The organism is Bartonella sp. B1099, assembly GCF_944801835.1.
Classification (GTDB): domain Bacteria; phylum Pseudomonadota; class Alphaproteobacteria; order Rhizobiales; family Rhizobiaceae; genus Bartonella.
Window position 1 is genome coordinate 1,204,120 of sequence record NZ_CALYLN010000001.1, and the last position, 12,558, is coordinate 1,216,677.

The window sequence follows — 12,558 nt, forward strand, 5'->3', positions numbered from 1 at the left end:
TTATTTAAGATGTATCGTAACCCATCCTTGACGGTGGTATGTTTCAAGATGTTTGAGTCCCTGTTTTACATAAGATTCCAATACAAGATCATGTTGTTCTTCAAGAATTCCAGAAAGTACAAGTGATCCACCTTTTTGAAGGACTTGAATCATTTCTGGAGCAAGTTCAATAAGCGGATTAGCAAGGATATTGGCAATGATGAGGTCAAAGGGCGCACGTGATGCAATCTCATCATGGGCAAAACCTGTTGCTGTAATTGCTGTAATATATTGTTCTACGCCATTGAGTGCGATATTGTGTTGTGCAACTTTAATAGCAATGGGATCAATATCAGATGCAAGTATAGCAATAGGTTTGAGCTTTGCCATGCCAATGGCTAAGACGCCGCTGCCAGTTCCAAGATCAAGGGCATTTTGTGGATTTTCGTGTTGCATTATTTTGGCAATCATTTCTAAACAACCGGCAGTTGTTCCATGATGTCCAGTGCCAAAAGCTTGATTTGCATCAATTTCAATGGGAAAAACACCTTGTGGAATATTGTTACGGTTATGGCTTCCATGAAGGAAAAAAGGACCAGCATGTATAGGTTGTAATCCTTCTAGACTTTTTTGTACCCAATCAATATTGGGTAAAACTTCCCTATTAATTTTATCAGAATCTATGGAAAGAATGTCTGCAAAACGTTTCGAAACACGCTCTTGATTATCTTGGTCTACATAGAGTGAAATTTCATAGATGGCGTTTTTTTCATCTATCTCTGTAAGAGCCAAAGGATATCCTTCTTCGTCAAAAGCTGTTTCTATAAGCATATAAAACCGCTCTGCTTCACTTTTAGAAGCAGTATAATACAGACGAATTTGCTGTGACATCTTGTTCTTTCTTTATAATCAGCTTTTTATTTAATTTGAGACAAGTTTTTTAAGTCGCTCAATGGCGATTTGGTCTTTTAATTCATCATCGTCCTCGTTGGGTTGATAACGGATAACACCTGCTAACTTTCCGCCTTTTTTAAGTAAAAAAATTGCTGCCGTATGGTCGTAAGTATAGTTTCCATCTGTCCCAGGCACTTTTTCAGCAACGATGTTGAAAGAATTGATCATTTTATGAACTTTTTCAGGATTTCCGCTAATGCCAATAATTTTATTGGAAAAATTACTGAGATACTCATGAAGGACTTCAGGGGTGTCACGTTCAGGGTCAACAGTTACAAACCATTTTCCTAATTTATCACTCTCGGGACCAAGGGCTGTAAGCCATCGATCAAGGTTCATTAATGTCGTAGGACAGATTTCAGGGCACATCGTAAAACCGAAGAAAATAATTGAAGGTTTACTGCGAATATCAGCTTGCGTAACAGTTTGTCCATTTGAATCGGTGAGAGTAAAGTCATCACCTAAAGGCTTATTGATCAATGTATCATAAATAAAAATTCCCGTAAGAAATATAACTGTTAGTCCTAAGATGCGGATTACATTTTTCATCGCTTGTCTTTCTTAAAAGTGTCAAAAAAATCTAGCATTGGTTGGTTTGTTTTGCAATGCTTGTTTCACGGTTGATTTTATGGGTTTGCTTGGTATGTCTTTTCATATCTTTTGATGAAACAATTGATGGAAGGTAATATGAATATTGACAACGATCTTCGATTCCATGAAAGTAAACCGCGCATTCACACAACGGCACGGTTGCATGGTTGTAAATTAGGGCGCTATGTGGAAATTAATGAGCGAGTAATTTTGCGAGATGTGACCGTTGGGAATTTTTCTTATTTAGAACGTAACAGTGAGGCTATTTATAGCGATATTGGTCGTTTTTGTTCGATTGCATCTCATGTACGGATGAATGCGTTGGAGCATCCCATGGAGCGCGTTTCAACGCATAAAATAACCTATCGTCCAAACGAATATTTTCGTTATAGAACACTCGATTGTTCTTTTCGCGAAAAGCGTTGTGCAAAACGTGTTATCATTGGGCATGATGTGTGGATTGGGCATGGAGCTGTTATTATGCCTGGGGTAACAGTTGGACATGGTGCAATTATTGGAGCTAATGCTGTTATAACAAAAGATGTTATGCCTTATGCGATTGTTGTTGGGGTTCCAGCTCAACAATTGCGGATGCGTTTTCCCGATCATGTGATAGAAGATCTTTTAGTTATGGCTTGGTGGGATTGGCCACTTGATAAAATTTACAATGCATTGCCTGATATGCAAAGCCTCCCCATTGAAGCTTTTGTTCGCAAATGGAAACGACATTCAGAATAAAATAAAGAGGTCTTTTGAAAAAATGGGTTGTGATTTTCTTTCGTTAAGCTTTGTCTACAAAATTATCCAAGACACGCTTTTCTCCAGCTTTTTCAAACATTATTGTCAATTTATGATCATCTATCGCTGTAATACGACCATAACCAAATTTTATGTGAAAAATTCGATCATTGACAGAAAAATCTGATGGTGCGTGAGAGATTGATTGAGCAATAATTTTCCCTTCAATATTTTTGTTTTTTTGTGCACGCTTTTGTCTTGGTGTTGCATAGTCATTATAAAAGCAATTGTGATGTTGAAAGGAGGATTTTCCATAACCACCATAAGATGTTTCCATGGCTATGACTTCTATATGTTCTGCTGGTAGTTCATCTAGAAAACGGGAGGGAAGAGCAGATTGCCAAAGCCCGTGAACTCTTCGGTTGGATACAAACCATATATGCAGATATTTTTTTGCTCTTGTAAGCCCCACATAAGCAAGACGTCGTTCTTCTTCTAATCCTGAACGTCCACCTTCATCTAATGAGCGCTGATGGGGAAAGAGGCCTTCTTCCCAACCTGGAAGAAAAACGGTTTCAAATTCAAGCCCTTTGGCTGAATGAAGTGTCATGATGTTGACGGCATCCATGTTCTCATTATTTTCCGTTTCCATCACCAGTGCAACATGTTCTAAAAAGCTTTGAAGATTTTCAAATTGTTCCATGGAACGGATCATTTCTTTAAGGTTCTCTAATCGTGTGGGAGCCTCTGGTGAGCGATCTTCTAACCACATGGTTGTGTAGCCGGAATCATCAAGAATGATCTCGGCAAGTTCTCTGTGGGGGGTGTCTTGCAGCATATTTTGCCAGCGGCGGAAGTTTTCAATAAGGTTTCGTAAAGCACTGCGTGCCTTAGGCTTTAGCTCGTCTGTTTCAATGATGTCAGCGGCCGCAGAAAAGAGAGAAACAGCACGTGCTCGCGCACTCTCATAAAGAATGCGTAAGCTTGTGTCGCCTATGCTGCGTTTAGGGGTATTGATAATACGCTCAAAAGCTAAATCATCAGAGGGTTGGACAACAACGCGTAAATAAGCCATGGCATCACGTATTTCCATTCGTTCATAAAAACGGGGACCACCAATGACGCGATAGTTAAGACCAAGCGTTACAAAGCGATCTTCAAATTCACGCATTTGAAATGATGCGCGTACCAAGATAGCCATATGATTTAAGGCATGACCGTTTAGTTTAGCCCGTTCGATTTCTTCTCCGATGGCTCGCGCTTCTTCTGCTGAATCCCATGCTGAATGAATTTTTACTTTTTCTTCCTCACTCTTTATGTGAGCAGAAAAAAGAACTTTGCCCAGTCTTTCTTCATTATGAGCAATCAGATAAGAGGCGGCTTTAAGAATATGAGATGTTGAGCGATAATTGCGTTCTAGACGAATAATTTTGGCAGAAGGAAAATCTTTTTCAAATCGTAATATGTTCTCGACTTTTGCACCACGCCATCCATAAATGGATTGATCATCATCACCAACACAACAAAGATTAACATGATGACCTTGAGGATGTTGCGCCAAAAGGCGAAGCCAAAGATATTGTGCTGTATTTGTATCTTGATATTCATCGACAAGAATATAGCGAAATTGAGAATGATATTCGCGAAGAATATCTGGATTGTGTTGGAAGATAGAGATAGAGTGAAGCAGAAGATCGCCAAAATCACAAGCATTAAGATCTTTTAATCGATTTTGATAACTGTGATAAAGGTCGCGTCCCATGCCATTGCCAAAGGAATGCGCATCACTTTGTGAGAGATGCTCTGGTGAAAGCCCTTGATTTTTCCAAGAATCAATCATCATGGCAAGGTTTCGTGCGGGCCAGCGCTTGTCATCTAATCCTTCAGCTTGAATAAGCTGTTTTAAAAGTCGGAGAACATCATCGCTATCGAGAATTGTAAAATTTCTTTTTAAATCAACAAGCTCTGCGTGGCGGCGTAAAATTTTAGCACCAGTAGAATGAAAAGTTCCAAGCCAAGGCATTCCTTCGACCACTTCACCAATGAGTTCACCAATACGTGTTTTCATTTCACGGGCTGCTTTGTTGGTGAAAGTGACAGCAAGTATTTGTTGAGGAGAGGCAAGTCCAGAGCGCAGAATGTGAGAAATACGGGTTGTTAAAACGCGTGTCTTTCCAGTACCAGCACCTGCAAGGACTAAAAGAGGCCCCTCCGTATTCATAACAGCTTGTTGCTGTTCTGGATTGAGCTGTTCTAAATAGTCTGTGTTATATGATTTTTTTTCATTTAGAATATGGGAAGAAATCCCAGAGTTTTTCTCATCATGGGCTGGGGGGGCATCTTCGTCAAAGAAAGGTATGTGATCGGAAAAATTATTCATTATACCTTTTTTGTAATCTTTTTTTCATTAAAGTGCTAGATTTAAAAAACTTTTCTTTTAAAGGCTACAACAGTCTTAAATTGAACGAGAGATGTTAAAAGCAAATATTAAAGACGTTGAGTAAGAATACTTTGAAGGGCGTAAACGCGCAACGAGGCTGAAAGATTGACTTGTTGTGGTCTTTGGCTATCAATATCAGTGATAATAAAGGCTAAAGATTGTCCTTTTTTGCGGGCTATATCTTTGAGGATATCTAAAAATGGCGGTTCTAAAGAGACACTGGTTGCATGTCCATCAACGCGAACAGATATCTTTTGCGGAATGACTTTTGACCAATCAATAAAATTACTTTTGTTCATTTTTCCCCTTTACTCGTCGTTTCGTAAACGATTTTGATCAAGAAATTTTTGCGTTTTGAAAGATTTTTGTTGCTCGAAAAGTTTTTCAGTTTTTGTTCGTCCAAAACGATAACGATTTTCCGCAGCATGAAGAGCTTTTTCTGCACGCTTTTTTTGTTTTCGAAATTGGCGAAGATTTATCGGTTCAGTCATAAGAAAAATTATTTTTTCCGAAAAGAATCTAAAGAGACAACATCAGCACTTTGTTTTGTATCGTTATTGGAGGGTTCTTTATTGGTACTGAGATTTTGTTCTTTTGTGAGCGTATTTTCTTTTTTTTGTTTGTTTGATGGAGCGATGGGCGTAGAAGAGGTATTTTCTGAATTTTCACTTTCTACAGCGGGAAGTTTTGAGGGCAGATCAAATGCTGCTTCAAATGTTGCTACAGGATCGTAAAAGACTTGAATGGAAGTAAAAGGAATCACGAGTCTTTCGGTAATTTCTCTGAAAGAGAGGGTCACTTCGAAGGCTGTTTCTGAAACACTGAGATCTCTAAACTGATGTTGCAAGACAATCGTCATTTGCTCAGGATAGCGATTTTTTAGCCGAGGAGAAATTTTAACGCCTGGGGCATTTGTAAAAAAAGTTATAAAAAAATGATGATTTCCCGGAAGTCCTGCTTTAGCAACTTCCGATAAAACTTTACGGATAACTCCACGAAGCGCATCCTGAACGAGAATATCGTAACGGATTTGATCTTTAACCATCGAAGTTTATTCCTTTTATTTCACGTAGCAGAATGGGTCGTATTGATGTGTTAATATTGTGTAATAGAATATATTTAAAAACCAGAAATATTTTGTCTACGAGGTACCTCATTGAATCAAAAAAATAAGAAAAATAATGTCTGATAATGCTTAAAAGATCAATCAATAACATTTTAAAAAGTGAAGGCTTCTGTTGCCAGGTGCCTTCCAACCCCGCTTAAACCTGCGACGGTTTAAGAGTCAATTTGAAACATTCGCACCACCTTAGGCGGCGAGACGTGCTTCCGCATAGTTGTCATTTGCAACTACTCATTTAGCCCGATAACGGTGGTACAATGCCGAGTAAAAGAGCGATCTTTACACCCTTGTCGATCCTATTTCGCCCCCACCAAAATATAATTTTGGTTGTTTATATTTTGGTGGAGGCGCCGGGTACCGCCCCCGGGTCCAATAGGTTTATTTCACCGTCCATTTATTACCATAGCTGGAAAGCCAGCTCTCTAAATATAGATGAAGAATAGTCTTAGGAAAAGGGGGGTTGTTAATATTTTTAATCCTCTAATTATTTATGGAGCTATATGATGCGGCTATAAAAGTATAGCCGCTCATTTTTGAAGAGGAGATGATGCAAAATGACAAATAATCTAGCAGATATTAAAGTATATGATTCAAACCCTGATGCAGCAGCAGTCGAACGACTTAGTCAGCGTTTAGCTTTGGTGATGAAAAAGCAGGATGCAGCGCTTGTTGCAACATCGGATCCAAAAGAGTTAGAACGTGTTGAAAAATGGGTTCAAGATGTTTTAGAAGCTGATGAGCAGAGTGCTAAAATGGCTGTTTCAAAAGTTGCTCAGATGATGGCTGGAGAACGCAGAAAAAGTCGTGTAACTTTTTATTATTTAGTCGCTAAGCAACTCAATGCACTTGATAAAATTTAAACAATATTAAATTTGTGATAATGATAAAAAGCCCAATTTTTTGGGCTTTTGCGTTTATAGAGGGCGTTAACGTTTTTCATCGTCTTGGAGGTATCCTCCTTTACGCATACTCGGAACAAAGAGAAGCGCAATGAAAGCCATGATCATCACGATGGTTATGTAAAAATAAAAGAGTGATTCATATCCAGCTTTTTTTAATCCAAACGCGACGTATTCAGCAGAACCACCAAATAAGGCATTGCCAATAGCATGAGAGATGCTAACGCCTAATGCACGTATGGAAGAGGGAAACATGGCTGATTTTACGACACCAGAGATGGATGTATACATGCTCATAATAAAGAGCAAACCAATAATAACAGATAAGGCAACCCATATACTATGGGTATTCCCGATTATCCAGAGCCCAGGAAATGTAAAGATGGCAGAAAGTATACTCCAAATGATGAGTAAAGTTTTTGTTCCAATTTTATCGGCAATGATGCCCGCTATGGGTTGGAACAAGATGAAAATAAACAGTACAGCTGTCATAATCGTTGTTGCGGTATGTTTATCAAAGCCAGTGGTGGTGATCAGATATTTCTGCATATAAGTCGTAAAGGTATAAAATGTGAGTGATCCTCCTGATGCAAAGCAGGCAATCACGACAACGGCTTTTGTATGTTTGGTGAGAAGTTCCTTAAGACTTCCAGAGTGTTTGTGAGAGCGGCTTTCTTTCGTGGTTGTTTCGTGGAGCGAACGACGTAGATAAATTGCAATGAGCGCTCCAAATCCGCCAATCACAAAAGGAATACGCCATCCCCATGTTTTTAACTGATCTTCAGAGAGATAAGAGGCTAAAATAAATATAATAAAACTGGCAAGAAGCTGACCTGTAATAAGGGTGGCTGATTGAAAAGAAGCAAAAAGTCCACGATGCTTTTTAAGGGCAACTTCACTCATATAAGTGGCTGCTGTACCATATTCGCCACCTGCTGAAAGTCCTTGCATCATCCGAGCTAAAAGTAAAAGGATTGCTGATGTTATTCCCAAGGTTTTATAGGTGGGAAGTATGGCAATGAAAAAAGAGCCTCCACACATCATAAAAATGGATACAAGCATCGAGAATCTACGTCCATAACGATCAGCGATAAATCCTAAAAACCAAGCTCCAATAGGGCGCATAAGAAAGCCAATAAAAAAGACCCCCGCAGTTTTCAACAGGGGCGTAATCGCATCACCATCTGAAGGAAAAAATTGTGAGGCAAAATAAATTGATGCAAATGAATAAACGTAAAAATCATACCATTCTACGAGATTTCCTGATGCACTTGCTATAATAGCAAAAATACGTTTTCTTGCATCCTGTGATACTGAAGTTGTTCCATTTTTCATGAAATGTTCCCCTTTTAGATTTATAATTTATTTTTTTATTATTAAGTTTGTTTTATAATTTGTCACTAAAATTTAATTGTATCATCATAGTAATTTCTTATGAAAGCTATTTAAGAGAGCCTGTTTGTATATAGGCTTGTGCCTTTTGAGGGCGTTATTGCGTTGTAGGATAAAGTGCATCACAGCGTATGTAAGGGGGAAGGGGGCATTGAAAAGAAGATTTAAGCGGGATGAAGTGTTGGTAAAAAGAGTGCTTAAATAACAGGTTTAAGGATTTCCTATAGGATATTTGAACAGTGCAAAGAAGTTGTGTAATTTTTTATGATCTTGTCGCTTCGTGATTAAAGATCTTTGAAAAATCTCAATAATATAGATTTATAGATGCTCCACCTTGTGCAAGAAGCATAAGAGTTTTTCCTGTATGGTAAACGGTCGAAAATGAATTGTTTTATGTTTGTTGTTTTTTTTAAAGACTTTATAACATTCATAAAAAGCCCAAGTCTTTGGGCTTTTTATTTGTGTGTAAAATTTAATGCATCTCATCATCTTTCAGATATCCCCCCTTGTCTATATCTGGCATTAAAAGAATTGAGATAAGTGCAATAATCATCATGCCAATTATGTAAAAAAAGAAAACAGATTCGTATCCCATATTTTTTAATCCAAGTGCTACATATTCCGCAGAACCACCAAACAGTGCATTTCCAATGGCAAAAGCAAGTCCAACACCGATTGCTCGGATTGAAGCAGGAAACAATTCTGCTTTGATGATACCAGCAATGGAGGTGTAGAGACTCATAATACACAGCATTCCGATAATGATTAATAGCGCAGCCCATGCATTGTGAGCATTGCCAATCATTTTAAGGACAGGAATTGTGCAGATAATGGATAAGGCACTCCAGCTAATGAGCAAAATCCTTGTGCCAATTTTATCGGCTAGAGAACCAACGAGGGGTTGAAGTAACACAAAAATGAAGAGTGCGGCAGTCATTATTGTCGTCGCAGTGTGTTTATCAAATCCGGTGGTGGTGATCAGATATTTTTGCATGTAAGTGGTGTATGTGTAAAATGTGAGCGATCCTCCCGCTGTAAAGCCAATAACCAAAAAGAAAGCTTTTGTATGATTGCGTAAAAGTTCTCTAATACTTCCAGCATATTGTGTCGAGCGGCTTTCTTTGGTCGTTGTTTCATGGAGCGAACTGCGCAGATACATTGCAACCATTGCTCCAAAGCCACCAATGACAAAAGGAATACGCCAGCCCCATGCTTTTAACTGATCTTCAGTGAAATAAAGTGCTAGAATAAAGATAATGAAACTCGCAAGAAGCTGTCCTGTAATGAGTGTGGCATATTGGAAAGATGCAAAGAATCCGCGATGATTTTTAAGGGCAACCTCACTCATATAAGTTGCTGTTGTACCATATTCACCACCGACGGAAAGTCCTTGAAACATGCGGATTAAAAGCAGCAGGAATGCTGCTGTTATTCCCAAGGTTTCGTAAGTGGGAAGTATGGCAATGAGAAAAGATCCCCCACACATCATAAAAATAGAAATCAGCATGGAGCGTTTGCGTCCATAACGGTCTGCAATGTATCCAAATAACCATGCACCAATAGGGCGCATAAGAAAGCCAATAAAAAATATTCCTGCGGTTTTTAATAGTTGTGTAACGGTATCATTATCTTTAGGAAAAAATTGTGATGCAAAATAAACCGATGCAAAGGAGTAAACATAAAAGTCGTACCATTCTACCAGATTTCCAGATGCACTGGATATGATAGCAAAAATACGTTTCCTTGTATCATGTGGATCTAAAGTTGTTTGGTGATTCATGATGTTTTCCCCTTTTACATTGATAATTTTTCTGCTCGTTAAAGTTGTTGATGATCTGTATCATAAAAACGCAATTGTATCATGATAATTTCTTAGGAAAACACTTTAAGTTCATTTGTTGTATTTTTATTTTTTAAAGAGCTTTTCTTTGTAGATTAAAAATAATAAATAATATTTATGTTAATATAAATAACTAAAGTAAATTTAAATTAAATTATATTATGAGTTATAATTTAATTTATACTTTTGGTAATCAATTAAATATTCTTTTATAGAGGCTAATGGAGAGGTTAAAAACTTACAATGATAAAAGAATGATCTTGCACACTTAAATTTTAGTGCTTTCACGGTAAGATTTTTTCTAGAGTGATTAATGCTGTTTTGGGCTTATAGGTTTGATGTTGTGTCGTAAAATGGCGTTATTGGCTATTACATGTGAGGTTGGTGTGTGGGTAAAAATCTCTTGATGAACTCTCTCAAGTATCAAGGGAATGTGCAATCTTAAGGACTAGAGAATATAGTATAATGATAGCGGCTTGCACTTTTATTAGTATTAAGCGTGAAGAGGGGCGTTCACAATGTTAAGCAACTCTTGAGCCCTTGAATTTTTGAGACGGTTTATAAGAGGCATTTTTAGCTCTTTCTTGTACAGTTTTATCCGCCATGGCTTTTCCTCTACTTGTAATGTGCAAGCGAGAGGTGTTTTGAGTGTTTCAACATAAAAACAAACTTCAAGTGAGAAAATCTTACGCGATGCAGGGTCTTAATTCAAGTTGAAAGATGCTAGATATATCATTTTAAATCAATGTGTTGTGCAATTTTACCCTTTTCAGAGGGCTTTACTGTTATGCTATTTACGGGTGCCGCCGTGAAATGGACTTGAGTATATTGGAGAAATGTATCTTAAAAAAGTGCGAAAGTTCATAACATAATGGATATTTTCTATTTTTCATGGGGGCTTTGTTTTGCATGTAGGGGACCATAAAAGAATGTATTAAACAAAAGCATGAGATAATGTGTCATTTATTATTGATAAAACTTCTTGGAGGGTAATTGTTTGGCTTTGATTTTGATGAGGAATAGAAGTATTAAAATAAATCAAACGTTTTTTGTTTTCAGTAAACTCAATTCAGCTAAAGAAGCCTCTCTTCATAACAGTGTGGAGCCATTTATTTTTTATAAGTGTCCCATGCGGGAGGAGAGAAAATTTCTTCTTTAGCGTGTTTAGAGGGATAAAAATAAAAAATTGTAAGTTTTAAATTCCCGTAGAGAAGATATAAAAAAGCCCAGTATTCTGGGCTTTTTTGTTAGGATCAAAAGTTAATCGATATCATCTCCTTGTAAATATCCTTTTTTACGAGCATCTGGCATTAAGAGAATTGCGATGAAGGCAATGATCATCATGCCGGCTATGTAAAAATGGAATATAGATTCATAGCCGATTTTTTTAAATTCAAGCGCGATAGCTTCAGCAGAGCCACCAAATAGCGCATTAGCAATAGCATAAGAGAGACCAACCCCCATTGCTCGGATTGAAGCGGGAAACATTTCTGCTTTTACGATACCAGAGACGGACGTATAAAAGCTCATAATACAAAGCATGCCAATAATAATGGAGAGAGCAACCCACATATCATTAGTACTTCCAATAACTTTAAGTGCAGGAATTGTAAAAATGATAGATAAGGAACTCCAAATAAGCAGTGAAGCTTTTGTGCCAATTTTATCTGCGAGAGAACCAAAGAGGGGTTGGAGTAGCATAAAAACAAATAGTGCAGCAGTCATTATTGTTGTCGCAGTATGTTTATCAAATCCGGTTGTTGTTATCAGATATTTTTGCATATAAGTCGTACAGGTATAAAATGTCAGCGATCCTCCTGCTGTAAAACCGATAACTAAAAGGAACGCTTTTCCGTGATTGCGTAGAAGTTCTTTAAGGCTACCAGCTTGTTTTTTAGAGCGGCTTTCTTTCGTGGTTGTTTCGTGAAGTGAACGACGCAGATAAATCGCAACAATTGCGCCACATCCACCAATCGCAAAAGGAATACGCCAGCCCCATGCTTTTAATTGATCTTCAGAAAGATAGAGGGCTAGAATAAACATAACCAAACTTGCAAGGAGTTGACCTCCAATGAGCGTGGCATATTGAAACGAGCTAAAGAAACCACGACGTTTTTTAAGAGCAACTTCACTCATATAAGTCGCTGTTGTTCCGTATTCACCGCCGACTGAGAGCCCTTGAAGCATGCGGAGTAAAATGAGAAGAATTGGTGCTACTGCTCCAATCGTTTCATATGTAGGAAGAAGAGCGATGAGAAACGAACCACCACACATCATAAAAACAGAAATCAGCAAAGAGCGTTTACGTCCATAACGATCCGCAATAAATCCAAAGAGCCAACCGCCAATTGGACGCATGAGGAAGCCTATAAAAAAGACGAAGGAAGATTTTAAAAGTTCGGTAACAACATCTCCATTGGAGGGAAAAAACTGTGAGGCAAAATAAATAGATGTAAAAGAATAAACATAAAAGTCATACCATTCCACCAGATTCCCTGATGCACTCGATATGATCGAAAGAACACGTTTTCTTGTATCATGTGGTGCTAAAGATTCTTGTTTTTCCATAGTCAATCCCTTCATTTTACGTTCATCCATCTTT

11 protein-coding genes and 1 other RNA gene are annotated in these 12,558 nt (G+C 37.9%); 2 read left to right on the plus strand and 10 right to left on the minus strand.

Annotated features, from left to right (window positions below; translation table 11 throughout):
- A complete protein-coding gene (locus NNJ73_RS05110; RefSeq protein ID WP_254492995.1) occupies positions 1-870 on the minus strand; it encodes a 50S ribosomal protein L11 methyltransferase in 870 nt (289 codons plus the stop codon).
- A 30-nt stretch (positions 871-900) separates the two neighbouring features.
- Positions 901-1,482, minus strand: coding sequence for an SCO family protein (locus NNJ73_RS05115; RefSeq protein ID WP_254492996.1), 582 nt, complete (start codon positions 1,480-1,482; stop codon positions 901-903).
- A 138-nt stretch (positions 1,483-1,620) separates the two neighbouring features.
- On the opposite strand from NNJ73_RS05115, the gene NNJ73_RS05120 reads away from it, so the two are divergent.
- Positions 1,621-2,262: a DapH/DapD/GlmU-related protein gene (locus tag NNJ73_RS05120; protein WP_254492997.1), complete on the plus strand. Its 642-nt coding sequence runs from the start codon at positions 1,621-1,623 to the stop codon at positions 2,260-2,262.
- A 43-nt stretch (positions 2,263-2,305) separates the two neighbouring features.
- On the opposite strand, the gene NNJ73_RS05125 is transcribed toward NNJ73_RS05120, so the two are convergent.
- The 5 genes from NNJ73_RS05125 to ssrA form a co-directional block, all read right to left on the minus strand.
- The gene (locus tag NNJ73_RS05125) at positions 2,306-4,642 is read right to left on the minus strand and encodes an ATP-dependent helicase (protein WP_254492998.1); all 2,337 of its coding nucleotides are present in this window, start codon (positions 4,640-4,642) and stop codon (positions 2,306-2,308) included.
- A gap of 107 nt (positions 4,643-4,749) precedes the next feature.
- Positions 4,750-5,001: a ribbon-helix-helix domain-containing protein gene (locus tag NNJ73_RS05130; protein ID WP_254492999.1), complete on the minus strand. Its 252-nt coding sequence runs from the start codon at positions 4,999-5,001 to the stop codon at positions 4,750-4,752.
- A gap of 9 nt (positions 5,002-5,010) precedes the next feature.
- Positions 5,011-5,193, minus strand: coding sequence for a DUF4169 family protein (locus tag NNJ73_RS05135; protein WP_120101773.1), 183 nt, complete (start codon positions 5,191-5,193; stop codon positions 5,011-5,013).
- Between the two features lie 8 nt (positions 5,194-5,201).
- On the minus strand, positions 5,202-5,747 hold the full coding sequence (locus NNJ73_RS05140) for an SspB family protein (RefSeq protein ID WP_254493000.1): 546 nt from the start codon (positions 5,745-5,747) through the stop codon (positions 5,202-5,204).
- Positions 5,748-5,926: 179 nt separating this feature from the next.
- Positions 5,927-6,283: a transfer-messenger RNA gene (ssrA, locus tag NNJ73_RS05145) on the minus strand.
- Between the two features lie 96 nt (positions 6,284-6,379).
- Between ssrA and NNJ73_RS05150 the strand changes: the two genes are divergently transcribed.
- Positions 6,380-6,685: a DUF2853 family protein gene (locus NNJ73_RS05150; protein WP_254493001.1), complete on the plus strand. Its 306-nt coding sequence runs from the start codon at positions 6,380-6,382 to the stop codon at positions 6,683-6,685.
- Positions 6,686-6,751: 66 nt separating this feature from the next.
- Here the strand turns inward: NNJ73_RS05150 and NNJ73_RS05155 are convergent, their stop codons facing one another.
- From NNJ73_RS05155 to NNJ73_RS05165, 3 genes are all read right to left on the minus strand, one after another.
- A complete protein-coding gene (locus NNJ73_RS05155) occupies positions 6,752-8,059 on the minus strand; it encodes an MFS transporter (RefSeq protein ID WP_254493002.1) in 1,308 nt (435 codons plus the stop codon).
- Between the two features lie 529 nt (positions 8,060-8,588).
- Positions 8,589-9,896 carry an MFS family transporter gene (locus NNJ73_RS05160; protein ID WP_254493003.1) on the minus strand — a complete coding sequence of 436 codons (1,308 nt, stop codon included), beginning with the start codon at positions 9,894-9,896 and terminating at the stop codon, positions 8,589-8,591.
- Positions 9,897-11,216: 1,320 nt separating this feature from the next.
- On the minus strand, positions 11,217-12,524 hold the full coding sequence (locus NNJ73_RS05165; RefSeq protein WP_254493219.1) for an MFS family transporter: 1,308 nt from the start codon (positions 12,522-12,524) through the stop codon (positions 11,217-11,219).
- Between the last annotated feature and the right edge of the window lie 34 nt (positions 12,525-12,558).

What these genes read in the sequence shown, in the direction of transcription:
- NNJ73_RS05115 (WP_254492996.1), bottom strand. Translation starts at nt 1,482, where the DNA reads ATGAAAAATGTAATCCGCATCTTAGGACTAACAGTTATATTTCTTACG.
- NNJ73_RS05135 (WP_120101773.1), bottom strand. Translation starts at nt 5,193, where the DNA reads ATGACTGAACCGATAAATCTTCGCCAATTTCGAAAACAAAAAAAGCGT.
- NNJ73_RS05150 (WP_254493001.1), top strand. Translation starts at nt 6,380, where the DNA reads ATGACAAATAATCTAGCAGATATTAAAGTATATGATTCAAACCCTGAT.
- NNJ73_RS05130 (WP_254492999.1), bottom strand. Translation starts at nt 5,001, where the DNA reads ATGAACAAAAGTAATTTTATTGATTGGTCAAAAGTCATTCCGCAAAAG.
- NNJ73_RS05160 (WP_254493003.1), bottom strand. Translation starts at nt 9,896, where the DNA reads ATGAATCACCAAACAACTTTAGATCCACATGATACAAGGAAACGTATT.
- NNJ73_RS05120 (WP_254492997.1), top strand. Translation starts at nt 1,621, where the DNA reads ATGAATATTGACAACGATCTTCGATTCCATGAAAGTAAACCGCGCATT.
- NNJ73_RS05125 (WP_254492998.1), bottom strand. Translation starts at nt 4,642, where the DNA reads ATGAATAATTTTTCCGATCACATACCTTTCTTTGACGAAGATGCCCCC.
- NNJ73_RS05110 (WP_254492995.1), bottom strand. Translation starts at nt 870, where the DNA reads ATGTCACAGCAAATTCGTCTGTATTATACTGCTTCTAAAAGTGAAGCA.
- NNJ73_RS05165 (WP_254493219.1), bottom strand. Translation starts at nt 12,524, where the DNA reads ATGGAAAAACAAGAATCTTTAGCACCACATGATACAAGAAAACGTGTT.
- NNJ73_RS05140 (WP_254493000.1), bottom strand. Translation starts at nt 5,747, where the DNA reads ATGGTTAAAGATCAAATCCGTTACGATATTCTCGTTCAGGATGCGCTT.
- NNJ73_RS05155 (WP_254493002.1), bottom strand. Translation starts at nt 8,059, where the DNA reads ATGAAAAATGGAACAACTTCAGTATCACAGGATGCAAGAAAACGTATT.